The 24762-nt window shown below is 73.0% G+C and carries 22 protein-coding genes and 1 riboswitch; of the genes, 5 read left to right on the top strand and 17 right to left on the bottom strand.

Annotated elements, in window-relative coordinates; translation table 11 throughout:
• Positions 1-9: 9 nt before the first annotated feature.
• Positions 10-1314, bottom strand: a complete 1305-nt coding sequence (locus tag ACWEEU_RS10415) for a metallophosphoesterase (RefSeq protein WP_451730720.1) — start codon at positions 1312-1314, stop codon at positions 10-12.
• 104 nt (positions 1315-1418) lie between these two features.
• Positions 1419-1658 carry an SCO4848 family membrane protein gene (locus tag ACWEEU_RS10410; protein ID WP_385749436.1) on the bottom strand — a complete coding sequence of 80 codons (240 nt, stop codon included), beginning with the start codon at positions 1656-1658 and terminating at the stop codon, positions 1419-1421.
• A gap of 91 nt (positions 1659-1749) precedes the next feature.
• Between ACWEEU_RS10410 and ACWEEU_RS10405 the strand changes: the two genes are divergently transcribed.
• Positions 1750-3081: a D-alanyl-D-alanine carboxypeptidase family protein gene (locus ACWEEU_RS10405; RefSeq protein ID WP_451730716.1), complete on the top strand. Its 1332-nt coding sequence runs from the start codon at positions 1750-1752 to the stop codon at positions 3079-3081.
• Here ACWEEU_RS10405 and ACWEEU_RS10400 read toward each other — a convergent pair.
• Positions 3029-3961 (bottom strand): YihY/virulence factor BrkB family protein, encoded by a 933-nt coding sequence (locus ACWEEU_RS10400; protein ID WP_451730713.1) that lies wholly within the window; start codon positions 3959-3961, stop codon positions 3029-3031. The two genes, ACWEEU_RS10405 and ACWEEU_RS10400, sit on opposite strands and share 53 nt — an antisense overlap.
• Before the next feature lie 158 nt (positions 3962-4119).
• On the opposite strand from ACWEEU_RS10400, the gene ACWEEU_RS10395 reads away from it, so the two are divergent.
• Positions 4120-4875 (top strand): decaprenylphospho-beta-D-erythro-pentofuranosid-2-ulose 2-reductase, encoded by a 756-nt coding sequence (locus ACWEEU_RS10395; protein ID WP_385749428.1) that lies wholly within the window; start codon positions 4120-4122, stop codon positions 4873-4875.
• 21 nt (positions 4876-4896) lie between these two features.
• Here the strand turns inward: ACWEEU_RS10395 and ACWEEU_RS10390 are convergent, their stop codons facing one another.
• From ACWEEU_RS10390 to ACWEEU_RS10370, 5 genes are all read right to left on the bottom strand, one after another.
• Positions 4897-5478: a 2'-5' RNA ligase family protein gene (locus tag ACWEEU_RS10390; protein WP_385749425.1), complete on the bottom strand. Its 582-nt coding sequence runs from the start codon at positions 5476-5478 to the stop codon at positions 4897-4899.
• Between the two features lie 205 nt (positions 5479-5683).
• Positions 5684-6700, bottom strand: a complete 1017-nt coding sequence (gene trpS, locus ACWEEU_RS10385) for a tryptophan--tRNA ligase (RefSeq protein WP_385749422.1) — start codon at positions 6698-6700, stop codon at positions 5684-5686.
• A gap of 123 nt (positions 6701-6823) precedes the next feature.
• Positions 6824-8281 (bottom strand): glycine hydroxymethyltransferase, encoded by a 1458-nt coding sequence (locus tag ACWEEU_RS10380; RefSeq protein WP_385749420.1) that lies wholly within the window; start codon positions 8279-8281, stop codon positions 6824-6826.
• A 40-nt stretch (positions 8282-8321) separates the two neighbouring features.
• Positions 8322-8410, bottom strand: a riboswitch (ZMP/ZTP riboswitch).
• A 312-nt stretch (positions 8411-8722) separates the two neighbouring features.
• The gene (locus ACWEEU_RS10375; RefSeq protein WP_451730708.1) at positions 8723-9910 is read right to left on the bottom strand and encodes a glutathionylspermidine synthase family protein; all 1188 of its coding nucleotides are present in this window, start codon (positions 9908-9910) and stop codon (positions 8723-8725) included.
• Positions 9911-9930: 20 nt separating this feature from the next.
• Positions 9931-10266: a hypothetical protein gene (locus tag ACWEEU_RS10370; RefSeq protein WP_385748666.1), complete on the bottom strand. Its 336-nt coding sequence runs from the start codon at positions 10264-10266 to the stop codon at positions 9931-9933.
• A gap of 117 nt (positions 10267-10383) precedes the next feature.
• On the opposite strand from ACWEEU_RS10370, the gene ACWEEU_RS10365 reads away from it, so the two are divergent.
• A complete protein-coding gene (locus ACWEEU_RS10365; protein WP_451731019.1) occupies positions 10384-11238 on the top strand; it encodes a hypothetical protein in 855 nt (284 codons plus the stop codon).
• A 105-nt stretch (positions 11239-11343) separates the two neighbouring features.
• On the opposite strand, the gene pdxR is transcribed toward ACWEEU_RS10365, so the two are convergent.
• On the bottom strand, positions 11344-12738 hold the full coding sequence (gene pdxR, locus ACWEEU_RS10360; RefSeq protein WP_451730703.1) for a MocR-like pyridoxine biosynthesis transcription factor PdxR: 1395 nt from the start codon (positions 12736-12738) through the stop codon (positions 11344-11346).
• A 46-nt stretch (positions 12739-12784) separates the two neighbouring features.
• On the opposite strand from pdxR, the gene ACWEEU_RS10355 reads away from it, so the two are divergent.
• Both ACWEEU_RS10355 and ACWEEU_RS10350 read left to right on the top strand, forming a co-directional pair.
• Positions 12785-13273 (top strand): carboxymuconolactone decarboxylase family protein, encoded by a 489-nt coding sequence (locus ACWEEU_RS10355; protein ID WP_451730700.1) that lies wholly within the window; start codon positions 12785-12787, stop codon positions 13271-13273.
• 31 nt (positions 13274-13304) lie between these two features.
• Positions 13305-13706 carry a hypothetical protein gene (locus ACWEEU_RS10350; protein ID WP_385748662.1) on the top strand — a complete coding sequence of 134 codons (402 nt, stop codon included), beginning with the start codon at positions 13305-13307 and terminating at the stop codon, positions 13704-13706.
• 52 nt (positions 13707-13758) lie between these two features.
• Here the strand turns inward: ACWEEU_RS10350 and ACWEEU_RS10345 are convergent, their stop codons facing one another.
• The 8 genes from ACWEEU_RS10345 to ACWEEU_RS10310 form a co-directional block, all read right to left on the bottom strand.
• Entirely contained in the window at positions 13759-14721 is a 963-nt protein-coding gene (locus tag ACWEEU_RS10345) for an ABC transporter substrate-binding protein (protein WP_451730697.1), read from the bottom strand.
• 1 nt (position 14722) lies between these two features.
• Positions 14723-16669, bottom strand: a complete 1947-nt coding sequence (locus ACWEEU_RS10340) for an ABC transporter permease (protein WP_451730694.1) — start codon at positions 16667-16669, stop codon at positions 14723-14725.
• A complete protein-coding gene (locus tag ACWEEU_RS10335; RefSeq protein WP_451730691.1) occupies positions 16669-17826 on the bottom strand; it encodes a quaternary amine ABC transporter ATP-binding protein in 1158 nt (385 codons plus the stop codon). Before ACWEEU_RS10335 ends, ACWEEU_RS10340 begins: the two co-directional genes overlap by 1 nt.
• Positions 17823-19355: a GMC family oxidoreductase gene (locus ACWEEU_RS10330; RefSeq protein WP_451730688.1), complete on the bottom strand. Its 1533-nt coding sequence runs from the start codon at positions 19353-19355 to the stop codon at positions 17823-17825. The genes ACWEEU_RS10335 and ACWEEU_RS10330 overlap by 4 nt, the downstream gene beginning before the upstream one ends.
• 70 nt (positions 19356-19425) lie before the next feature.
• Positions 19426-20946 carry an aldehyde dehydrogenase family protein gene (locus ACWEEU_RS10325; protein ID WP_451730685.1) on the bottom strand — a complete coding sequence of 507 codons (1521 nt, stop codon included), beginning with the start codon at positions 20944-20946 and terminating at the stop codon, positions 19426-19428.
• A 187-nt stretch (positions 20947-21133) separates the two neighbouring features.
• The gene (locus tag ACWEEU_RS10320) at positions 21134-22633 is read right to left on the bottom strand and encodes a hypothetical protein (protein WP_451730682.1); all 1500 of its coding nucleotides are present in this window, start codon (positions 22631-22633) and stop codon (positions 21134-21136) included.
• 24 nt (positions 22634-22657) lie between these two features.
• Positions 22658-23014 (bottom strand): hypothetical protein, encoded by a 357-nt coding sequence (locus tag ACWEEU_RS10315; protein WP_385748738.1) that lies wholly within the window; start codon positions 23012-23014, stop codon positions 22658-22660.
• A 2-nt stretch (positions 23015-23016) separates the two neighbouring features.
• Entirely contained in the window at positions 23017-24741 is a 1725-nt protein-coding gene (locus ACWEEU_RS10310) for a hypothetical protein (protein WP_451730679.1), read from the bottom strand.
• Between the last annotated feature and the right edge of the window lie 21 nt (positions 24742-24762).

The following is a 24762-nucleotide window of genomic DNA, read 5'->3' as shown; positions in this document are numbered from 1 at the left end:
ACCGCCCGCCTACGCGCTCATCGCCGCCAGCTCGATCACCGTCACGTCCGACGGCGCGTCCACGCGGGTCGGCGGTCCCCAGGCGCCCGCGCCCCGGCTGACGTAGAGCTGGGTGTCGCCGTAGCGCTCAAGGCCCGCGACGGTGGGGTTCGCGGCGGCCGCGAGCAGGTTGCCGGGCCAGAGCTGGCCGCCGTGGGTGTGGCCGGAGAGCTGGAGGTCGACGGCGTGGCGGACGGCCTCGTGGATCTGGACGGGCTGGTGGGCGAGGAGGACGCAGGCGCGGGCGGGGTCGCGGCCGTCGAGGGCCTTGGCGAAGTCCGGGCCCTGGCCCTCGCTCTCGCCCTGGAGGTCGTTGACGCCCGCGAGGTCGAAGTACGGCATCTCGGTGCGGGCGTTCTCCAGCGGGTGCAGACCGAGCGTGCGGACCTCCGCGACCCACTGCGCGGCGCCGGAGAAGTACTCGTGATTTCCCGTGACGAAATAGCTCCCGTGGCGCGCCTTGAGACCGGCGAGGGGAGCCGCGGCGGGGCCCAGGTTCTTCACGCTGCCGTCGACCAGGTCGCCCACCACGGCGATCAGGTCCGGCTGGGTGGAGTTGACCGTGTCCACGACCCACTGGGCGAAGTCGCGGCCCAGGACCGGGCCGAGGTGGATGTCGCTGACGACGGCGATCCGGTAGCCGTGCGCCGCCCTCGGCAGCTTCGCCAGCGGCACGGTGACGCGCTTGACGCGCGGACCCCGGAGCACTCCGTACGTGCCCCAGCCGACCGTGCCGACCGCCACCCCGGCGACGACGCCTCCGGCCACCCGGGAGACGAAGAGGCGGCGGGAGAAGTCCTGGGGCGGAGGGGTGACCAGGGGCTCGGTCACCACGGTGTCCGTCGCCGAGGCCGGCACGGCGGGCGGCTTCTGCGAAGCCGACGCGGACGCCGTAGCCGGGGCCGGGCCCGGGGCCGGCGACGTCCCGGTCTCCTGACCCGGCGCCGCGCTCGCGACCGGACCGCGCCGCCGACCCGCCCACCACCGCACCGGCTCCACCGCCACCGTCGTCAGCAGCAGGTACAGCGCCAGCGCCATCCACAGGAACCCGGGCCACGCCAGGGTCCGCTGGAGCCAGAAGGGCGCCCCGGAGCGCTCCGCCACCAGCGCGGCGACCATCAGCAGCGGGCCCGCCACGAAGAGGGCCGTACCCGCGCGGCGGGCCGGACCAGGGGCGCGGGTCGTGTCGCGGACCAGGCGGCGCCAGACGTAGTGGTGCAGGGCCACCACGGCGGCCAGTACGGCCAGGGCGACCAGCACGAAGACGATGACCACCGAGACCGCTCCCGTCCTTGACTTGTGGATGTTCTACCAGTCGGCCGGATCCACCGGGACGCCGGGAGAGCGGCGGTCCGTGCGACGCCCGAGGGCGCCCTCCGCTATGACGTCCGCCGCAGTGCGCGCAGTCCGCGCAACCCGATCACTCCGACGACGGTCCCAAGGATGAAGGAGACGATCGCCAGCAGCAGGTGCACCCAGAAGTACGCCGTGGGGTGGCCGTTGTCGAAGGCGAGACCGCTGCCGTCTGCAACGAGATTCTTGACGAAAGTGACCCAGATGACCCACGACCACACCCCGAAGGCGAGCAGGAACCAGGACACCGGGCGGCTGAGCTTCATGCCTCCAGTATCGCCGCCCTCTGGCCGGTTCCTGGCCCGGGGTGGAGTGGGGAGCGGGACTTCACACGGCGTGGCGGGTACGTTCTCGACCGTGTCCGCACCTCAGAAGATCGGCAAGCGATCCTTGTTGATCGCTTCCGCTGCTTTGCTGACCGTTTCCGTGACGACGACGCTCACGGCACCGGTCGCTCTCGCCGCCCCCGAGCCCTCCGGGAGCCCCAAGCCCTCCGGGAGCCCCACCGCCACTCCCCCGGCCCGGATGTCGAAGGTCGGCGGCGAACGGCTCGGGCAGCCCGGCACCCAGGTCAACCTCGCGGGCGGCGTCCCCGTACTGCCCAAGGACCTCACCGCCCGCTCCTGGATCGTCAGCGACGCCGAGTCGGGCGAGGTGCTGGCCGCGCACAACGCGCACTGGCGGCTGCCCCCGGCGAGCACCCTGAAGATGCTGTTCGCGGACACGATCCTGCCCCGCTTCCCGAGGTCGGAGACGTACAAGGTGGCGCCCGCCGACCTGGCCGATGTCGGCGCGGGCTCCAGCGTGGTCGGGATAAAGGCGAACCGGACCTACTCCGTTCACGACCTCTGGCTCGGCGTCTTCCTGCGCTCCGGCAACGACGCCGTCCACGTGCTGTCCGCCATGAACGGCGGCGTCCCCGCGACCGTCAAGGACATGCAGGCGCACGCCGCCCAGCTCCAGGCCCTGGACACCCACGTGGTCAGCCCCGACGGCTACGACGCCGACGGCCAGGTCTCCTCGGCGTACGACCTCTCCCTGTTCGCCCGCTCCGGGCTGCAGAAGAAGGACTTCCGGGAGTACTGCTCGACCGTGCGGGCCAAGTTCCCGACCGGCACCGCGCAGCCGGGCAAGGGCGGCGGCAGCCACAAGGCGGTCACCGGGTACGACGAGATCCAGAACACCAACCGGCTGCTCAGCGGCGACACCGACGTGCCCGTCTACCAGGGCATCGCCGGGGTGAAGAACGGCAACACCACCAACGCGGGCGCCACCTTCACCGGCGTCGCCGAGCGCGGCGGCAAGGTGCTGCTCGTCACCGTGATGAACCCGGAGAAGCACGAGCACAACGAGGTCTACAAGGAGACGGCCAAGCTGTTCGACTGGGGCTTCCAGGCGGCCGGGAAGGTCCAGCCGGTGGGGACGCTGGTGCCGCCGAAGAACGCCGTGACCGCCTCCCCCGAGGCGTCGGCGGGTGCGACGGCGCCCGCCCCCGCCTCCCCGGGCACGACACCCGGCGCCGCCGGAACGGAGCCCGTCGCCGGTGCCGCCGTCGAGGGCGGTCACCGGGGTGCCGGGACCGCGCTCGCCGTCGCGGGCGGACTGCTCGTGCTGCTCGCGGGCGCGGCTTTCCTGGTCAACCGCCGCTGGCCGCTGCCCGACCTGCTGCGCCGCCGGAGCCGTCCGTGACCTCCCCGGAGGACTTCTCCTCCTCCTTGCCCTCCTCGCTGGTCGTCGCCGTCCAGGCGGCGCTGTAGAGCAGGATCTTGCAGGTGAAGTTGATCCACAGCAGCAGGGCGACGGGGACGCCGAAGGCGCCGTAGACGCTCTTCGCGGCGACACCCTGGATGTAGCCGCTGAGCAGCAGCTTGAGGAGTTCGAAGCCGACCGCGCCGAGCAGGGCGGCGACGACCAGGCGTCGGCGCGGCGGTTCGACGCCGGGCAGGAGGGTGAGGGCGTAGAGCAGGACCAGGAAGTCGGCGAGCACGGCGACGGCGAAGGCCGCCGCCCTCAGCAGCGCGGTGCCCCAGCCGTGTTCGTCGAGCCCCGCCTGGTGTGCCACCCAGCCGATGGCGGCCGAGGCGAGGGTGGAGGCGGCGAGGGTGAGCAGCAGGGCGCCGCCGAGCCCGACCAGGATGCCGGCGTCCTTGATCTTGGCGACGATCGGGTTGACACCCCGGTCGGGCAACTCCCAGACCGCGCGCAGACAGTCCCGGATCTGACCGACCCAGCCGATACCGGTGAACAGCAGCGCGGCACCGGCGATGACGCCGACCGTACCGGCGTTGTGCACGAGCGAGCCGAGGTCCAGCTTGTCGGCCAGACCCGGGAACTGGTCCGCGATCTGCCGCTGGACGGTCTTCTGCCGCGACGGGCTGAGCGTCGCGGCGGTGATCGCGGCGGCCACGGTCAACAGCGGGAACAGCGCGACGAAGCTGACGAACGTCATCGCGGCCGCCAGCCAGGTCCAGTTGACCCGGTCCAGGCGCGCGTACGACCGCCATGCGTGCGTGGTCATCAGCCAGGTGACGACCGGCCCGATGCCGGGGAGCTTTTTCAGCCAGTCCATGATCCGTCTCTGCCCTCGTCGCGGGAACTCCATGTGCCGGTACCCAGATCCGCGGGTACGGCACCGCACTTGTACCGCGTCTCATTAATCACCCATTGCGGGGAGCCCGGCGGTGCCTTGCGGCGTATCACCCATATGCGGGCGATACGGTCACGGGCATGTCTGCTGTCTCCGGACCTCCCCGGTCCCTGCTCGTCCTCGGCGGCACCTCGGAGATCGCGCTGGCGACCGCGCGCCGTCTGATCGCCCGCCGCACCCGCACCGTCTGGCTGGCGGGGCGTCCCTCCGCCGCGCTCGACCGGGCGGCGGAGAACCTGCGCTGCCTCGGTGCCGATGTGCGCACGGTCGCCTTCGACGCCCTGGACCCCGAGTCCCACGAGACGGTGCTGGGCAAGGTGTTCGCGGAGGGGGAGGTGGATCTCGTCCTGCTGGCCTTCGGACTGCCCGGCGACCAGGCGCGCGACGAGTGCGACCCGATGCGCGCCGTCCGCATCGCCCAGACCAACTACACCGGCGCCGTCTCCTCGGGGCTCGTCGCCGCCCGCGCGCTCCAGGACCAGGGCCACGGCGCGCTGGTGGTGCTCTCGGCCACGGCCGGGGAACGGGCCCGGCGCACGGACTTCATCTACGGCTCCAGCAAGGCCGGTCTGGACACCTTCGCGCAGGGCCTCGGGGACGCGCTGTACGGCACGGGCGTCCATGTGATGGTCGTACGGCCCGGGTTCGTCAGGACCGCGAAGACGGCCGGGCTCGGTCCGGTGCCGTTCTCCACCACCCCCGAGGCGGTCGCGGCGGCCGTCGAACTCGGGCTGCGCCGGGGCTCGGAGACGGTGTGGGTGCCGGGGACGCTGCGACCGGTGATGGCGGCGCTGCGGCACACGCCGCGGGCGCTCTTCCGCCGGCTGCCGCTGTAGAACCCCGGCGGAAAAAGCCCGTTACCGGCTCGCGATCGTGCCGCGTCCGGCCGGGCGGCCCGCCTGCGGCGGTACGACAGGGGCGCCGAACTGGTAGTCGCGCAGCCTGCCCCACACGCCGTCGGGTCCCTGCTCGTAGAGCGCGAACCCGGCGCAGGACCACTCCGCCTCGAACCCGGCCAGTTCCTCGAAAGCCCGGTCCATCGCGGCCTCTTCGATGCCGTGCGCCACGGTGACGTGCGGGTGGTAGGGGAACTGCAGCTCGCGCGGGACCGGTCCCGAGGCGTCGCGCACCCGCTGCTGCAACTCCGCGCACTCCTCGGCGCCGCGCACCACGCGCACGTAGACGACGGGCGACAGCGGCCGGAAGGTGCCGGTGCCCGACAGACGCATCGGGAACGGGCGTCCGGCGGCGGCGACGGCGGCGAGATGGGCGTCCACGGCCGTCAGGTCCGCCGCGTCGACCTCGGTCGGCGGCAGCAGGGTGACATGGGTGGGGATGCCATGGGCGGCGGGGTCACCGAAGCCCGCGCGCCGCTCCTGGAGCAGGCTGCCGTGAGGCTCCGGGACCGCGATCGACACGCCGATCGTTACGGTCCCCACGTCGTCTCCCGTCGTCACGTGTTGTCCGGCCGGCCACCTCTGCCCCGGCCACCGGCTATCGACTGTACGGCCACGGCCGTCCCCCGGGCAGGCGCAACGGACGTGATGTACGGCGCTTCTCCCCCTGGGACACGCGTGCGGTCGTACGCCCCGGGCGACTCGGGCGTCCGGGGCCCCGCTCAGTGCGCGTCGGTGCCGCGCGCGCTCAGTGCTTGGCGGGCAGGAAGCCCACCCGGTCGTACGCCTGCGCCAGCGTCTCGGCGGCGATCACGCGCGCCTTCTCCGCGCCCTTGGCGAGGACCGCGTCCAGCGTCTCGGTGTCGTCCAGGTACTGCTGGGTGCGCTCGCGGAACGGCGTCACGAACTCGACCATGATCTCGGCGAGATCGGTCTTGAGGGCGCCGTACATCTTGCCCTCGTAGCTCTTCTCCAGGTCGGCGATGGACGTGCCGGTGAGAGTGGAGTGGATGGTGAGCAGGTTCGACACGCCGGGCTTGTTCTCGGGGTCGAAGCGGATGACCGTGTCGGTGTCGGTGACGGCGCTCTTGACCTTCTTGGCCGTCGCCTTCGGCTCGTCGAGCAGGTTGATCAGGCCCTTCGGCGTGGACGCCGACTTGCTCATCTTGACGCCCGGGTCCTGGAGGTCGTAGATCTTCGCCGTCTCCTTGAGGATGTACGGCTTCGGGATCTCGAAGGTCTGGCCGAAGCGGCCGTTGAAGCGCTCGGCGAGGTCGCGGGTCAGCTCGATGTGCTGGCGCTGGTCCTCGCCGACCGGGACCTCGTTGGCCTGGTAGAGCAGGATGTCCGCGACCTGGAGGATCGGGTAGGTGAAGAGGCCGACGCTCGCGCGGTCGGCGCCCTGCTTGGCGGCCTTGTCCTTGAACTGGGTCATGCGGCTCGCCTCGCCGAAGCCGGTGAGGCAGTTCATGACCCAGGCGAGCTGGGCGTGCTCGGGGACGTGGCTCTGCACGAACAGGGTGCAGCGGTCGGGGTCCAGACCGGCGGCGAGGAGCTGGGCGGCGGCGAGACGGGTGTTGTCCCGCAGCTCCTTGGGGTCCTGCGGGACCGTGATCGCGTGCAGGTCGACGACCATGTAGAAGGCGTCGTGGGTCTCCTGGAGGGCCACCCACTGGCGCACGGCGCCGAGGTAGTTGCCGAGGTGGAACGAGCCGGCGGTGGGCTGGATACCGGAGAGCACGCGAAGCTTTTCAGCGGGGGCCATGGTGCCCATTGTCTCAGAGGCTGGGGGTGTGGTCGGCCCGGGTGGTGGGGGGTGGGGGCGGTGCGCGGGGGACTGCGGACCGTCGGTGGCTGGTCGCGCAGTCCCACGCGCCCCTGGGTGGGTCTAGCCGAGGTCGATTTCGGGGTACAGCGGGAACGCCGCCACCAGGTCCGTCGCCCGCTTGGAGATCTCGTCCGCCAGCTTCGGGTCCAGGACGTGCTGGGCCTTGGAGGGGGCGCCGGACTTCGTCGTGCCGGGCCGGGTCGTCGTGAGGACTCGGTCGATCAGGCCCGCCACCTCGTCCATCTCCGCCGTGCCGAGGCCACGGGTGGTGAGGGCGGGGGTGCCGACGCGGATGCCGGAGGTGTACCAGGCGCCGTTGGGGTCGGCGGGGATGGCGTTGCGGTTGGTGACGATGCCGGACTCCAGCAGGGCGGCCTCGGCCTGGCGGCCGGTGAGGCCGTAGGAGGCGGCGACGTCGATCAGGTTGAGGTGGTTGTCGGTGCCGCCGGTGACCAGGGTGGCGCCGCGCCGCATCAGGCCCTCGGCGAGGGCGCGGGAGTTGTCCACGATCCGCTGGGCGTAGTCCTGGAACGCGGGCTGACGCGCCTCCGCCAGGGCGACCGCCTTGGCGGCCATCACGTGCGGGAGCGGGCCGCCGAGGACCATCGGGCAGCCCCGGTCGACCTGGTCCTTGAGGGAGTCGTCGCACAGGACCATGCCGCCGCGCGGGCCGCGCAGGGACTTGTGGGTGGTGGTCGTGACGATCTGGGCGTGCGGGACCGGGTCGTAGTCGCCGGTGAGGACCTTGCCCGCGACCAGGCCCGCGAAGTGGGCCATGTCGACCATGAGGGTCGCGCCGACCTCGTCCGCGATCTCGCGCATGATCCGGAAGTTCACCAGCCGGGGGTACGCCGAGTAGCCCGCGACGAGGATGAGCGGGCGGAACTCGCGGGCCTGGGCGCGCAGCGCGTCGTAGTCGATGAGGCCGGTGGCCGGGTCGGTGCCGTAGGAGCGCTGGTCGAACATCTTGCCGGAGATGTTCGGGCGGAAGCCGTGGGTGAGGTGGCCGCCCGCGTCCAGGGACATGCCGAGCATCCGCTGGTTGCCGAACGCCTGGCGCAGCTCGGCCCAGTCGGCCTCGCTGAGGTCGTTCATCTGGCGCACGCCCGCCTTCTCCAGGAAGGGGACCTCGACGCGGTCGGCGAGGACCGCCCAGAAGGCGACGAGGTTGGCGTCGATGCCGGAGTGCGGCTGGACGTAGGCGTGCCGGGCGCCGAAGAGTTCGCGGGCGTGCTCGGCGGCGAGAGCCTCGACGGTGTCGACGTTGCGGCAGCCGGCGTAGAAGCGGCGGCCGACGGTGCCCTCGGCGTACTTGTCGCTGAACCAGTTGCCCATCGCGAGGAGGGTGGCCGGGGAGGCGTAGTTCTCGGAGGCGATCAGCTTGAGCATGTCGCGCTGGTCGTGGAGCTCCTGGCCGATGGCGTCCGCGACGCGGGGCTCCACCGCGCGGATGACGTCGAGGGCGGCACGGAAGGCGGTGGACTCGGCGGAGCCGGACGGGGTGGCGTTCTCTGGCATGGGGACCTCCGGACAGGGCGCGTCAGTGTGTCGGCGTGTTCGGTTCGGCCCAGGCGCACGGCACTCGCTGTTCCCGGGCCGCTCCCCGATGGTCCGTCCCATCCCAGCGCGCCAGTCACGGCCCACGGCCACCATACCGGCGATGCCCTGCGGGCGGCGGACGGTCCGGGGAGCGGACGGGGGGCGGGCGGGGCGCGCGGCGACCCGGGGGGCTACCCGGCAACCCGGGTCTACCCGGGGCCGGGAGCTGCCCGGCGACCGGGGACTGCCCAGCGACCGGGGGCTCCCCAGCGACCGGGGACTGCCCAGCAACCGGGGGCTCCCCAGCGACCGGGAGCTGCCAGCAACCGGGGACTCCCCAGCAGCGGGGGCTGCCCGGTCACCGGGGACTCCCCAGCAGCGGGAGCTGCCCGGTCACCGGGGACTCCCCAGTGACCAGGGCTAAAGGATCACGTGCGGGACGAAGCGGGCGTAGGAGTCGGTGATCAGGTCGCTTGACTCGCGGATGCCGAGGCCGGCCGGTTCGCCGTCGACGGTCCAGGCGCCGAGCACGACGTGGTTGCCGTCGAAGGCGGGGAGGGGGGCGAGGGCCTGGTAGCAGCAGGGGTCCCCGTGCTGCGGGGGCGGCGGGGACCCGGGCGGGTGCACGGTGACGCCCTCGCCCTCGCGGCCGAGCAGCGGCTTGGCGACGTAGCCGGTGGTGGCGGCCAGGTCGCGGGGGCCGTCGAGGTGGGCGGGGAGGAGGTTGGGGTGGCCGGGGTACAGCTCCCAGAGGATCGCGAGCAGCGCCTTGTTGCTGAGCAGCATCTTCCAGGCGGGCTCGATCCACAGGGTGCTGCCGGTGCCCCCGCCGTTGTCGAGGGTGTCGAGGACGTGGCCGCCGAAGGAGTCGGTGGTGAGCCATTCCCAGGGGTACAGCTTGAAGATCGCGCGGATGAACCGCACCCGGTTGTCCACGAAGCGACCGGAGAGGGTGTCCCAGCCGATCTCCTCCATGGTGAGCCAGTCGGTGTCGAGCCCGGCCTGCTCGGCGGTCTCCTTGAGATAGGCGACCGTCATCAGGTCCTCGCCGAGTTCGTCGGCCGAGGAGTGCGCGAAGTGCAGCGGGGCGCCGGGCGGGAGCAGCCCGGCCTGGGTGCGCCAGGCGTCGACCAGACGCTCGTGCAGGGAGTTCCACTGGTCGGCGCCGGGGAAACGGTCCTCCATCCAGAACCACTGCGCGGAGGCGGCCTCGACGAGCGAGGTCGGGGTGTCGGCGTTGTACTCCAGCAGCTTGGCCGGTCCCGTGCCGTCGTAGCGCAGGTCGAACCGCCCGTAGAGGGAGGGGAGTTCGGCGCGGCGGTGCCATGCCTCGGCGACCGCGCGGGCCACGCGCGGGTCGGTGATGCCGAGTTCGGCCAGCCGGTCGTGCTCGACCAGGTGCCCGGCGGCGGCGAGGCACATGGCGTGCAGCTCGGCGACGGTCTCCTCCAGCGCCTCGACCTCGGGCAGGGAGAACGCGTAGTAGGCGCTCTCGTCCCAGTACGGGCGCAGGGAGCCGTCGGGGTGGCGGGTGAGCGGGTAGATGACGCCCTGCTCCTCGACGGTGCGCTGCCAGTTGGGTCGGGGGGTGAGGGTGTGGCGTTCCATGGGGGTCGGTTCCGGTCCGGTCAGCCGCCGGAGCCGCCGTGGCCGCCGCCGAAGCCGCCCCGGTGGACGCCGCTGTGCCCGGACCCGCCGCCGGAGCCCTTGCGGGGCGCGGTGAAGGAGCCGCCCTTGATCCGGGAGCCGCTCCGGCTGCCGCCGTAGTACCAGGTCGTGCCGGGCTTGCCGTCGCGGCAGTTCTTGTCCGACACGACTTTGTAGCCCTTGGACGCGGTGTAGCTGTCCTGGTCCACGCAGCGCTTGTCCGGGTCGGACGAGCAGGCGGTCAGGGCGGCGGCCAGCAGGCCCATGCCGCCGAGGACGACCGTCGTGGAGCGGAGTCGGTCCCGGGTGTTCGCCATGTTCTGTTCTCCCCCGTCGGTGATGCGTTCGGCAGTCAGCCTAGAGATCGGTGTGAGTTTCCGGCAGGGCGGCCCCGCGTCCACCCGCTGCCCTACAGTCGCTTTGTGCTTTTTGGAATGGTGTGCGCGCTCGGCGCGGCGGTCTGCTTCGGTACGGCCACGGTGCTCCAGGCGGTGGCCGCGCGGGCGGCCGGAGGACAGGGCGGCGGGGAGGCGGCGCTGCTGCTGCGGGCGGTACGGCAGTGGCGGTACGCGGCGGGGCTCGCGCTCGACGGGCTGGGCTTCGTGTTCCAGATCCTCGCGCTGCGCTCGGTGCCGATCTACGCGGTGGGCGCCGCGCTGGCCGCGAGCCTCGCGGTGACGGCGGTGGTCGCGGCGCGGCTGCTGCGGGTCCGGCTGAGCGGGGCGGAGTGGGCGGCGGTCGGCGTGGTGTGCGCGGGGCTGGCGATGCTCGGTCTCGCCTCGGGCGCGGAGGGCGACCGCGGTGGCCCGTCCTGGCTGCCGTACGCGCTGCTCGGTACGGCCGCGGGGGTGCTGCTCCTCGGCGCGGTCGGCGGCCGGCTCTCGGGGCGGCCCCGCGCACTGCTGCTCGGTCTCGGCGCGGGGTTCGGCTTCGGGGTGGTGGAGGTCGCGGTGCGCCTGGTCAACTCCCTTCACCCCTACGCCCTGTTGACCGACCCCGCCCTCTACGCCCTCCTTCTCGGCGGCGGCGCCGCCTTCCTGCTGCTGACCTCGGCGCTGCAACGCGGCTCGGTCACGACGGCGACGGCCGGAATGGTCCTCGGCGAGACCCTGGGCCCGGCGGCGGTGGGCGTGCTCTGGCTGGGCGACCGTACGCGGGCGGGGTTCGGTCCGCTCGCGGCGGTGGGGTTCGTGGTGGCCGTGGCGGGGGCGCTGGCGCTGGCACGGTTCGGGGAGGCGCCGGATGCGGAGGAGACGGCGGCTGAGCCGGAGACGGAACGGGTGGGCTGAGGGGCTTCACGGCCGCGCACCGCCAGGGGGCGTCTCCCCCGAGGGCCTGTCTGACCATTCTCGTCTGCCGCCCTCCGGGCGACGACGGGAATGGTCAGACCGGCCCTACGGAAGCGCCCGGCACAGCGCCCCCAGCGCCTCCTTCCACGCGCTTTCCGGTGGCGTTCCGTAGCCCACGACCAGCGCGTCCAGGGGCTCGGTTTCGGCGTCGGGGTGCCGGTAGAAGGAGAGGCCGTGGAGGGCGAGGCCCTGCCAGCCCGCGGCTTGGACGACCGAGCGCTCGGTGCCGGGCGGCAGCCGCAGCACCGCGTGCAGACCGGCGGCGATGCCGGTGACGTGGACGCCGGGGGCGCGGTCGGTGACGGCGGCGGCGAGGGCGTCGCGGCGGCGCCGGTAGCGCAGGCGGGCGGCGCGGACGTGGCGGTCGTAGGCGCCGGAGGTGAGGAACTCGGCGAGCGTGAGCTGGTCGAGGACGCCACAGGTGTCGACACGCCCCTTGGCCGCGACCGTCGCCGCGTGCAGGGCCGGGGGCAGGACCATCCAGCCCAACCGGAGTCCGGGGGCGAGCGACTTGCTGGCGGTGCCGAGGTAGACGACCTGGTCGGGGGCGAGGTCCTGGAGGGCGCCGACGGGACGGCGGTCGTAGCGGAACTCGCCGTCGTAGTCGTCCTCCAGGATCAGTCCGCCGGTGCGCCGGGCCCAGTCGACGACGGCCGCGCGGCGGTCGGGGCGCAGCGCGGTGCCCATGGGGAACTGGTGGGCGGGGGTGAGGAGCACAGCGTCCTCCCGGTCCAACAGACGCGGGTCCGTGCCGAGTTCGTCGTACGGCAGCGGGGTCGTGGCGAGGCCCGCCTCGTGCAGCAGGGCGGCGTACGCGTCGAGGCCGTACGACTCGACGGCGACCGTGCGGGCGCCGCGGGCGCGCAGCACGGTGGCGAGGAGGCGCAGGGCGTGTGAGAACCCGGCGGTGATCAGCACACGGTCGGGGTCGGCGCGTACGCCCCGGACGCGGGCGAGGTATCCGGCGACGGCGGTGCGCAGTTCGGGGCGCCCCCGCGGGTCGCCGTAGCCGAGGGCGTCGAAGGGCGCGGTGGCCAGGGCGCGGCGGGCGGCCTGGAGCCAGGCGGTGCGCGGGAAGGCGGCGAGGTCGGGGGTGCCGGGGACCAGGCTCAGGGCGGGACGGCCGGGCGGGCGGTGCCGGGCGGGGGCCGCCGGTGCCGTGGCGGGCGGCGTGGCGCGCTCGGCGACGCGGGTGCCGGAGCCCTGGCGGGCGGTGAGCCACCCCTCGGCGACCAGGCCCGCGTACGCCTCGGCGACGGTGTTGCGGGCGATCCCGAGATCGGCGGCGAGGGCGCGGGAGGAGGGCAGCCGGGTGCCGGGGGCGAGCCGTCCGCCGCGTACCGCGTCGCGCAGCGCGTCGGTCAGGCCCTGGCGCAGACCGGTGCTTCCGGCCGGTTCCAGGTGGAGGTCGATGCCGAGATTGGCCCACGATTCCGCCATGGGAATGGACCATACTCCTGGGCCGCTCCGCTCCTAGGCTCGAAGCATGAACATCACCGAGTACGCCCCCGAGCACCCCGCCCGTCTGGCCTGGACCGAGCACGCGCCCGACGTCTACAAGGCGATGGTCCGCCTCGACATCGCCGCCCGGCAGGGGCTCGACCCCCGCCTCCTCGAACTGGTCAAGATCCGCGCCTCCCAGCTCAACCACTGCGCGTTCTGCCTCGACATGCACACCAAGGACGCCCTCGCGGCGGGCGAGACGGTGGAACGCATCGTCCAGCTCAGCGCCTGGGACGAGTCCCGCCACTTCTACACGGAACAGGAAGCCGCCGCCCTCGAACTCACCGAGGCGGTGACGGTGCTGACCGACGGTTTCGTACCGGACGAGGTGTATGCCCGCGCCGCCAAGCACTTCGAGGAGGCGGAACTCACCCATCTCATCGCCGCGATCACCGTGATCAACGCCTGGAACCGCTTCGCGGTGACGACGCGGATGGTGCCGGGGCACTACACCCCGGGACAGCACGCGTGAATCCTCTCCGTGTGCCGGGGCTTTCTGCGGCATGATGACCGCCGTGGAGAGCGACATACTCATCGACGCCTGGAAGCGTCTTCTCACCGACCCCCGCACGTCGTGGGTGGTGTTCGAGCACGGCACCTGCGTGGTGCTCACCGCTCCCGGGGAAGACCTCGCCGCGCAGGCCGGCCAGATCCTCGCGGAGTTCGGTCCCGTCCACGCGGGTGGTCCCTCGGGAGACTTCAGGGTGATCGAGGTCGAGGACGTCGAGGGCTGGGTGGTCACCGGCCATCACCCGGACGTCCTCACGTACGTCGCCCCCGACGAACCCGGTGGCCGGGACCACCTCTCGGTCGGGCTCTGCGGACGCTCACAGCGCCACCGGGACGGCACCGAACCGCACGTGGTCCACGTCGAGGACAGGCGCGGCCACCAGGGTTCCGCGTAGGAACACGGCCGCGCCGGGCGGCGGCCCACTCTCCGCCGCCCGGCAGTCAGGGTTACGACAGCCAGCGCTTCCAGACCGCCGGGTGGGTGTCCACCCACTTCTTCGCCGCGTCCTCGGGGCTCAGTTTCCGGTCCGCGATCATCAGCGAGACCTCGTTCTGGTCCTCCGTCGTCCACTTGAACTTCTTCAGGAAAGTGGCCGCCTTGCCGCCGGACCTGGCGAAGTCGGCGTTGAGGAATTTGCGGAGGGGGGTGTGGGGGTAGGCGCAGGCGATCTTCGCCGGGTCGGTGTCGCAGCCGGGTTTGTAGGGCGGCAGCTTCACCTCTGTCATCGGGATCTTCTTGAAGAGCCACTGGGGGGTGTACCAGTAGGTCAGGAAGGGCTTCTTCTCCTTGGCGAACTGTTTCATCTGGGTGATCTGGGCGGCTTCGGAGCCGGCGAAGACGACCTGGTAGTCGAGCTTCAGGTTCTTCACAAGGGCCTTGTCGTGGGTGACGTAGGCCGGGGAGCCGTCCATGAGCTGGCCCTTGCCGCCGCTCTCGGGGGTGCGGAAGAGGGACGCGTACTTGTTCAGGTTCTTCCAGTCGGTGACGTCCGGGTGCTCCTTGGCGAAGTACGCCGGGACGTACCAGCCGATGTGCCCGGTCACTCCCAGTCCCCCGGCGGGCGTCACCGTCTTCTTGTCGTGGACGTACCGCTTCTCCTGGTCGGGGTGGCTCCAGTCCTCCAGGAGCGCGTCGACGCGGCCCTGGCTGAGGGCGTCCCAGGCGGGGATCTCGTCCACCTGGACGGTGTCGACGTGGTAGCCCAGCTTGTGCTGGAGGATGTACTGCGCGACGGCCACGTTGGACTGCGCGCCCACCCAGGACTGCACGGAGAGGGTGACGCTCTTCGGGCCGCCCGCGTTGGCGAAGGGGCTGGCCTGCTTGGTCATGTCGGCCGCGCCGCAGCCGGTGAGCAGGGCGAGCGCCGAGGCTCCGGCGAGGGTCACCCCCACAGTCGTACGGATACGCATCTCACGCTCCCTTCTTCGCGCCGCGCCCCGTCGGCTGGGTCACCCGGTCGAGCATCAGGCCGAGGCAGACGATGGCGGCACCGGCGACCAGACCCGTCGCGAGGTCGCCCTGAGCCAGGCCGAACGCGACGTCGTAGCCGAGCGCGCCCGCGCCGACCAGACCGCCGATGATGACGACGGCGAGGACCAGGACCACGCCCTGGTTGACGGCGAGCAGCAGGGAGCGCCGGGCCAGCGGCAACTGGACCTGCCAGAGCTGCTGGCGGCCGGTCGCGCCGAGCGAGCGGGCCGACTCCAGCGCGGCCGGGTCCACCTGGCGCAGACCCTGGGCGGTGATGCGGACGACCGCCGGGAGCGCGTAGACCACGGCGGCGACGACGGCGGGCGCGCGGCCGACGCCGAAGAGCGCGACGACCGGGATCAGGTACACGAACTGCGGCATGGTCTGGAACACGTCGAGGACCGGGCGCAGCACCCGCTCCACGCGCTCGCTGCGCGCGGCCGCGATGCCGGTGGCGATGCCGAGGACCAGGGTGACGGCGACGGCGGCCAGCACCTGGGAGAGGGTGTCGAGCGAGGAGTCCCACACGCCGAGCACGCCGATCGCGGCCATGGCGAGGACGGCGGTCAGGGCGGTGCGCCAGGTGCCGATGAGCCAGGCGAGCGCGGCCACCACGAGCAGCACCGCCCACCAGGGCAGCGCGCGCAGGCCGTCGCGCAGCGGGTCCAGCATCCAGATGGTGAAGTGGCCCGCCCAGTCGGCGGTGCCGCCGACGACGGGGACGCCCGAGTAGAGGTGCGCGGTCATCCAGTCGACGGCGTCGTTGACGGGCGCGGCGATGTCGAGGGTCAGCCCGGTGGGCCAGTCGGCGCGGCCGAGCAGCCGTGCGAGGACCGCCACGGCCACGGCGCCGCCGAGGGCGTACAGCCAGTGGGTGCGCGGGCGGTCGGCGCCCTCGGTGGCACGGCCCGCCGCGGCGGTCACGCGGTCCAGGACGACGGCGAGCAGCACGATCGGGATGCCGGCGGCGAGGGCCGCGCCGACGTCGACGGAGGCGAGCGCCTGGTAGACGCGGTCGCCGAGACCGCCGGCGCCGATGACGGAGGAGATGACGGCCATGGAGAGCGCCATCATGATCGTCTGGTTGAGGCCGAGCAGGAGTTCCTTGCGGGCCAGCGGGAGGCGCGCGGTCAGCAGCCGCTGGCGCGAGGTGGCGCCGAGCGAGCGCACGGCCTCCAGCACCTCGGGGTCGGCGCCGCGCAGGCCGAGCACGGTGAGGCGGGCCATGGGCGGGGCGGCGTAGACGACGGTGGCGAGGACGGCGGCGGGCACGCCGATGCCGAAGACGAGCACCACGGGGAGGAGGTAGGCGAAGGCCGGGAGCACCTGCATGGTGTCCAGGACCGGGCGCAGGGCGCGGTCGAGCCGGTCGGAGAGCCCGGCGCCGAGGCCGAGCAGCGCGCCGACGGCGACGGAGGCGAGCACCGCGACCACCATCAGCGCGAGCGTCTGCATGGTCGCCAGCCACATGCCGAGCGCGCCGCAGGCGAGGAACGCCACGGCCGTGCCGACCGCGAGCCGGACCCCGGCCACCCGCCAGGCGACCAGGGCGCCGAGCACGGTGACACCGGGCCATCCGGCGGCGAGCAGGGTGAGGTAGACGCCGCGTACGGCGAGGACGACGGCGTTGCTGATGTGGCCGAAGAAGTACAGGAACAGCGGGTGGCTGTCCCGGTTGTCGATGACCCAGTCGCTGGCGGCGCCGAGCGGCTTCACCAGGCTCACGGTCAGCGCGTGCGGCCAGCTGCCGCTGCCCCAGCGGGCGCTGAGCAGCGGGACGAGGACCGCGGCGGCGACGGCGAGCACGGCCAGCTTGGCGGCGGGACGGGATCCGAGGGCAGCGGGGAGCGCGCGCCGGGCGGCGGCGGGGACGGTGATCGTGGCCATCAGGCGGCCTCCGGCTCACGCTCGGTCGTGGCCGAGCCGGCGCGCTCGCCGGAGGGGGCGCCCCCGGCGTCCGGCGTGTTGGTCCCCGCGACGACGCTCAGCAGCGCCTCGGAGTCGACCACGCCCATGCAGCGTCCCGCGTCCATCACCCGGGCCGGGGCGCCCGCGCGGGCGACGGCCTCGATGGCTTCCGCGACCGGCGCCTCGGGGCGCACGGCGGGACCGTTGCCCGCCTCCTCGGCGGAGGCGGGCCGCATGGCGGTACGGCAGGTGACGACCTGCTCGCGCGGCACGTCGCGGACGAACTCGCGCACGTACTCGTCGGCCGGGGAGTTGACGATCTCCTCGGGGGTGCCGAGCTGGACCACGCGGCCGTCGCGCATCAGGGCGATGCGGTCGCCGAGCTTGAGGGCCTCGGAGAGGTCGTGGGTGATGAACACCATCGTGCGGCCCTCCTCCTCGTGCAGGCGGACCACCTCGTCCTGCATGTCGCGCCGGATCAGCGGGTCGAGCGCGCTGAACGGCTCGTCGAAGAGCAGGACCTCGGGGTCGACGGCGAGGGCGCGGGCGAGACCGACGCGCTGGCGCTGACCGCCGGAGAGCTGGCCGGGGCGGCGCTTCTCCATGCCCGCGAGGCCGACCTTGGCGACGAACTCGGCTGCCGTCTCGCGGCGTTCGGACTTGCCGACGCCCTGGATCTCCAGGCCGTAGGCGACGTTGTCGAGGACGGTGCGGTGCGGCAGCAGACCGAAGTGCTGGAAGACCATCGCGGCGCGGTGGCGGCGCAGTTCGCGCAGCCGGGTGCGGTCCATGGCGCGCACGTCCTCGCCGTCGATGGCGATGGTGCCCGCGGTGGGCTCGATGAGCCGGGTCAGGCAGCGCACGAGGGTGGACTTGCCGGAGCCGGACAGGCCCATGACGACGAAGACCTCGCCCTTGCGCACGTCGAAGGAGACGTCGCGGACGGCGGCGGTGCAGCCGGTGCGGGCGCGCAGCTCGGCCGGGGACAGGGCGGCCAGCTCCGGGTCGGCGGGGACGCGCTCGGGCTTGGGTCCGAACACCTTCCACAGGCCGTCCACGGAGAAGACGGGCGCGCCGGGCTCGGCGGCAAAGGCAGCGGAGGTGGGCGGCTTGCGGGTCGGCACGGTGAGCGTCATCCCGCATCACCACCGATCAGATCGACGGCCTTCTCACCGACCATGAGTACTCCGATCATCGGGTTCACCGCCGTCATCGTCGGGAAGACCGAGGCGTCGGCGATACGGACGCCCTCAAGTCCGCGGATACGCAACTCGGGGTCCACCACGGCCAGTTCGTCGTCGGGGGCGCCCATTTTGCAGGTGCCGGCCGGGTGGTAGACGGTGTGGGCGACCTTGCGGGCGTACTCGCTCAGCGCCTCGTCGTCCCGCACCTCGGGGCCGGGGCAGACCTCGCGCTTGAGCCAGTGGGCGAGCGGCTCGGTCTTCGCTATCTCGCGGGCGATGCGGATGCCGTCGACCAGGGTCCGCGCGTCGTAGTCGTCCTCGTCGGTGAAGTAGCGGAAGTCGAGCGCGGGCTTCACCTCCGGGTCGGCGCTGGTCAGGTAAAGGCGTCCGCGGCTCTTGGGCTTGGGGATGTTCGGGGTCATCGAGACGCCGAACTCGGGCCGCTCGTAGCCGAGGCGCTCCGGGTTGTCGGTGAACGGGATCTGGTAGAAGTGGAACATCAGGTCCGGGCCCGCGTGTTGGGGGTCGCGGCGGACGAACAGACCCGCGTCGGAGTCCATCGCGGAGTTCTCCGGGATCGGCCCGTCGGTCTCCCAGACGATGACCGACTCGGGGTGGTCGAGCAGGTTCTCGCCGACGCCGGGCAGGTCGTGGACGACCGGGATGCCGAGCCCTTCGAGCTGCCGCCTGGGGCCGATGCCGGAGTGCAGCAGCAGGCGCGGGGTGTCGACGGCGCCCGCGCAGAGGATCACCTCGCCCCGCGCCTTGATCAGCAGCTCCTGGCCGTCCTTGGTGCGCACGTGGACGCCCTCGGCACGGGTGCCGTCCAGCTCCAGCTTGTACGCCCAGGTCTCCAGGAAGAGACGGAGGTTGGGGCGCTCGTCCATCACCGGGTGGAGGTACGCCACGGAGGCGGAGGAGCGCTTGTTGTTCTCCGGGTGGTAGGCGAGGTCGAAGAAGCCGACGCCCTCGGTGAACGGCTTCTTGTTGAAGCCCTCCACGCGCGGCACGTCCAGCGCGGCCTGCGCGGCGTCCACGAAGTCGCGGGCGATGGCGTTGCGGTCCTGCTCGTCCACCGGGACGATGTTGTTCTTCAGCCGGGCGAAGTACGCCTCCATCGGGACGGCGCCCCAGCCCTCGGCCCCGGCCTGCTCCCACTCGTCCCAGTCGGACGGCAGCGGCTTGAAGGAGATCAGGGTGTTGTGCGAGGAGCAGCCGCCGAGGACCCGGGCGCGGCTGTGCCGGATGTGGGAGTTGCCGCGCGGCTGCTCGGTGGTCGGGTAGTCGTAGTCGAGGTCGCCGCCGAGCAGGCCCATCCAGCGGCGCAGGGTCAGCACGTCGTCGCGGTCGACGTCGCTCGGGCCGCCCTCGATGACGGCGACCGTGACATCGGGGTTCTCGGTGAGGCGGGAGGCGATGACGGAGCCCGCGGTGCCGCCGCCGATGACGACGTAGTCGTACGCGTGGGTGTGTTCGGGCATGGGGTGATTGCTCCTGGGGGCAGGGATGCCGTACGGAGGGGGCGTACGGAGAAGTCGTGCGGGGCGGGGGTCAGCCCGCGAACCAGCGCACCGGGCGGGGGGCGAGGTTCTGGTAGACGTGCTTGGTCTCGCGGTACTCGGCGAGTCCGGCGGGACCCAGCTCGCGGCCGGTGCCGCTCTTGCCGAAGCCGCCCCACTCCGCCTGCGGCAGGTAGGGGTGGAAGTCGTTGATCCACACGGTGCCGTGCCGCAGCCTGCCGGCGACGCGCCGCGCGCGGCCGGGGTCGGCGGTCCAGACGGCGCCCGCGAGGCCGTACTCGGTGTCGTTGGCGAGGGCGACCGCCTCGTCCTCGGTGCGGAAGGTCTCGACGGTGAGGACGGGTCCGAAGACCTCCTCCCGCACGACGCGCATCTCGCGGTGGCAGTGGTCGAGGACGGTCGGCTCGTAGAAGTAGCCGGACTCGGGGCGGTCCTCGCTCGGCTCGGGGCGCTTGCCGCCGCACGCCAGCGTGGCGCCCTCGGCGAGCGCGGAGGCGACGAAGTCCTCGGTCTTGGCGCGCTGCTGCTCGGAGACGAGGGGGCCGCACTCGACGCCTGGGGCGGTGCCGCGGCCGAGCCTGATCCTCCGTGCGCGCCGGGCGAGTTCGGCGACGAAGCGGTCCCGGACCGACTCCTCGACGATGAGCCGTCCGCCCGCCGAGCAGACCTGGCCGCTGTGGATGAACGCGGCGTTGAGTGCCTGGTCGACCGCGGTGTCGAAGCCCTCCTCGGTGGCGCAGGCGTCCGCGAAGACCACGTTGGGGTTCTTGCCGCCGAGTTCGAGGGCGACCTTCTTCACGGTGGGCGCGGCGGCCTGGGCGACCTTCGTGCCGCTGACCAGTCCGCCGGTGAAGGAGACCAGGTCGACGTCGGGGTGCTCGGCCATCCGGGCGCCGACGGTGTGGCCGGGGCCGGTGACGAGGTTCGCGACGCCCGCGGGGAGTCCGGCCTCGGCGAGCAGCTCGATCAGCTTGACCGTGGTCAGCGGGGTGATCTCGCTCGGCTTGAGCACGAAGGTGTTGCCCGCCGCGAGCGCCGGGGCCACCTTCCAGCTTGCCTGGAGCAGGGGGTAGTTCCAGGGCGTGATCAGCGAGCAGACCCCGACCGGCTCGTGCACGACCACGCTGTGGATGTCGGGCGAGCCCGCGTCGACGACGCGGCCGGGCGCCTCGGCGGCGACCAGGTCCGCGAAGTAGCGGAAGGCGTCCGCGACGCAGTCGATGTCGACGCGGCCCTCCTCCACGGTCTTGCCCGCGTCGCGGCTCTCCAGCAGGCCGAGCGGCTCGCGGTCGCGTAGGAGGAGGTCCGCCACGCGGCGCAGCAGGGCGGCGCGCTCGGCGACGGGGGTGTGGGGCCAGGGGCCGTGGTCGAACGCCTGCCGGGCGGCGGCGATCGCCCGGTCCGCGTCCTTCTCGTCACCCTCCGCGACCACGGCGAAGGGCCGGGCGTCCGCGGGGTCCAGGATCTCGCGTGTCGCGCCGGAGGCGGCGTCGAGCCACTCGCCTCCGGCGTGAATGGTCGCCCCCACCGGTCGTTCCGTTCTGTCCGCCATGATCGGTATTGCCTTCCGTTCCTGTTCAGCGTCCCTGCGTGACAGAAGTGCCACCTCCAAGGACCGGGACCGCATTCCCGCGCCCTCCGAAGCACATGCGCATTCGAGGGGTGAAAGTGGGCCGGGTCACTGAAATCACGGAGGAAATACGGACAAAGAGAGCGTCTGCCGGGGGTCGTCCGCCGGCTCAGTCCACCGACGCCCGCGCGTCACAGCCCGTGTCGGGCGGGCAGAACCACTTCAGCGCGGTGGTGAGCAGCTCCAGCTCGTCGTCCCGGCCGTCACTGTCGGGGCCGTACACCGCGATCGCGTAGATCCGGCCGTCGCCGGCCACGAACCGCTCGTCCAGCACGTGCCAGGTCCCCACGTCGGGCTCGCCGCGGATCGTGTCGGCCAGATACTCCAGGCGCGATCCGGTGAAGTCGCCGTCGTCCATGTTCCGCAGGTCCAGCTTCTCGAAGCCGTCCGGTTTGCGGGTGTCCGGCGACAGATACAGCTCGAACGAGGCGTCCGGGGACTGCTCCGCGACCTGGTAGATCTGGAGCCGGTGACTGCGGTCCGGGCTGCGGTAGTTGACCACCCGGATCCCGTACATCGAGGGCGCGCTGCTACGCGTCCACTCCACGGGTACGGCGATCCTGAACCCCTCCCGGTCGGGGCGCACCTCGTACCCCTCGGGCGGCCGCGAAGCCGACGGCGAGGGGTCGGCGGACGGGGACGACTCGGTGTTCCCGGTCGGCGCCGGTGCCGACGTGGAACTCCCCTGAGCGGTGTGCCGCCCCTCCCCGTCCCCGCCGAGGGCGAAGACCAGCGCGAAACCCACGGCCGCTCCGACAACGGCGGCAGCGGCGAGGACGGGCCACAGGCGCCGGGTGCGGCCCGCGGGGGGCTCGTCGGGCTGACCGTCGGGCGGCGGCCATCCGCCCGGGTACGAGGTGCCGGCCTCGGCGAAGTGTCCGTCGTCGGGGGCGTACACCGAGGTGCGCGCCGTTCCGCCGACGGGGGGCCAGGCGGGGAAGGCTGTGCCGGAGCCGCCGGGCGCGTCCTGGGTCGGAGCTTCGGCGCCGGGGTCACCGCCGGAGGACCCGCACGGGAGCCCTGCGCCGGAACGCCCCGAGGCGGGGTCCCCCGGCGAGCCCGGACCACGCCCGCCGGGCGAAGTCTCCGCGCCGGCTTCCTTCGGTACGAATCCCTCCGGGAGCCGCGCGCCCCGGCCGTCCGGCAGCGCCTCGCCGGAGTCCCCGGCGCCCGCACCACGCGCCGGGGACTCCTCACCGGCGCCCCGCGATCCGAGCCCCTCCGGGGAGCCGCCGCCGCGTCCGCCGGGCGAAGACTCCTCCGGGCCGTCCCCGCTCCGGCCGCCTGCCGCCGACTCGGTGCCGGGCTCTCCGCCCGCGCGACCGGCCCCCGGCTCGGTCGGGGACTCGGCCCCGGTTGCCGCCGGGGGCCACGCGGTCTGACCGGCAGCCGGAGGCCACTGACCCTGGCCCGCCGCCGGGGGCCACTCGCCCTGGCCCGCCGCCGGGGGCCATGCCGGGGGCGGGACCGGTGCCGTGTCGGCGGCCGGCACGTTCGGGGCCCGCTCCGGGCGTGGCGGCGGAGGAGAGGTCGGTGTCGCCGGGGAGTCCCCCGTGCCGTCCTCCCACCGCTGGGCGTCCTCGTTCCAGTACCGCTGTCCCCCGCTCATCGCGGCCCCCTCCCCCTTGTGTCGTCAGAGTCCCAGGAGGCCGGCGAGGGTGCCGGCCGAGGTGAGGACGGTCATGAGGGCCTGGGAGTCGGCGAGGAGTTCCCGGAGGCGCTCGCGGCGGGTCGGGGCGGCCTGGCCGGTGCGGGCGATCTCGGACTCGGTGTCGGCGAGGGCGGCGTCCAGCGTGGCGGTGCGGTCGTCGGCGCGGACGCGGGCGAGGTCGGCACGCAGATCCCGTACGGCGGCGAGGAGTTCCTCGGTGGCGGGGTCGGGCGAGACACCCCCGCCGTGCCGGTGGCTCTCGGCGTGGGCGTGACTGCCGACGGCGAACGTGCTGTGCGACACGTCCCCGAAGCTGACGTTGGGCTCGTCACCGGACATGGCTAATCGGTTCCCTTCTGCGGCGCCGAACCACCCGCGAGACCACCGGAGGCCGACGCGTGGCTGCCGACGGCGAAGGTGCTGCCCTCGACGCGGCCGATGGTGACGTCGCCGTTGCTGATGTTGACGACCTTCTGGACGAACTCGCCGGTCTCGTAGCCGTATTCGGCGAGCGCGGAGCGCACCCCGCCCGCGACACGGTCCTGCACGACCTTGAGGTAGCGGGCCACGTCCATCTCCTGGAAGAGCGAACCGTCGGGCCGGGAGCCGAGTTCACGCACGGAGAGGGCGGGGCCGTCGGGCAGCGCGCCAAAGTGGCCGCCGGTCAGCAGCCGCCAGACGTACACCAGGCCCCGGCCGAGCTGGGCCAGCGCGCGGCCCGCCGAGCCCGGCACCAGGACGAGGGCGGTGGCGGCCTTGCCGAGCACGTTGTTGTTGCGGAACCGGTGGGCCGTACGGTCGGCGTCCTTGAACTCCTCGCGCACCGGCGTCAGCACGTGCGGGGCGATCTCCAGGACCAGCATCCGCCCCTGGGTGTGGACGCGCACGAAGACCGTGACGACCAGTTCCTCCTCCCAGCCGCCCACGCGCACCCGCAGGAAGTGCCGCCGCTTCTCGGCGCCCTCCTCGACCGCGTGCGCCCGGTGCTCCTCGAAGGCCTGCTCGGTGTACGGCGCCTGGTCGCGGGTGAGCAGCCCCTCCGCGGGCAGGAACACGCACTCGTCGACCTCCATCCGCCGCAGCCGGTCGCGCACGGCGGGGCCCGCGTACTCCGCGGGGATCCGCAGCTGTTCGAGCAGCGGACGGATCTTGTCGAGGATGGCCCGGTTGCTGAGCGGCTGCCGCTTCTTCAGCTCGTCCGGCTTCAGCTCCACGGCGAGCACCCAGGTGTCGTAGGCCGCTCCGGCGCCGCAGAAGGGGCGCGCCTCGTGGTAGAGGACCAGCGGCGCGTGCTGCTCCAGCCGGATGCGCTGCCGGACCCGCCGGAAGCGCGGGTTCTCCGCCCGCTCGGCGGGGTCGCCCGCGGCGTCCGGGAAGCGCCGCGGGGAGAGTTCGACGGCGAGCGCCCGGCTGATCTGGGTGCGCTGGAGGTGCACGCACAACGCGATGGCGGCGAGCAGGACGAGCGTGAGCCACGCCTGGAGCGGCTCGACGGCCGCGGTCAGCGTGTCGAGGAGACCGCTGGAGGAGCCCGAGGAGCCGTAGGGGTCGTAGGGGTCGTAGGACGGCTTGTCGTCCTCCCCGGCGCCGAACGCGGCGGCGACCGTCAGTGCCAGCAGTACCGCGAAGTACAGGCGGCCCGACCAGCGGACGAGGAACGCGATGACCAGGCGGTACAGCGGCGGCTCGGTGGCACGGCCGCGGATCGCGGGGGCGGCCGCGAGCATGACGCTGGGCCACAGGGCGAGCGCGAGCAGACCACCGCTGAGCGGCATCCCCACCAGCCACAGCCCGATGATCGCCCCGGCCCACAGCAGTTCGAACCGGCGCGCCCGCAGCGCGTGCGCCAGCACCCGCGCCGCGTCGAAGCCGAACGACGGTGCCACGACGCGCTGTTCGTTGAGGTGCAGCTCCTCGATGACCCGGTCGCGGTAGCCGGGGTCCAGATACGCCCCCGCGCACAGCAGCCGGGTCGCCTCGCTGGCATGCGGTGGCGTGCCCGGCAGCGCGGACGGCGCCCCGGCGGACGTGGGCCGGCTCTGCTCCGGCACCTGTGCGGCGCTCATGCCACTCCCCCGAAAAGTGGT

This window comes from Streptomyces sp. NPDC005004, assembly GCF_053600675.1.
This window is presented reverse-complemented; position numbering and strand designations above follow the sequence as displayed.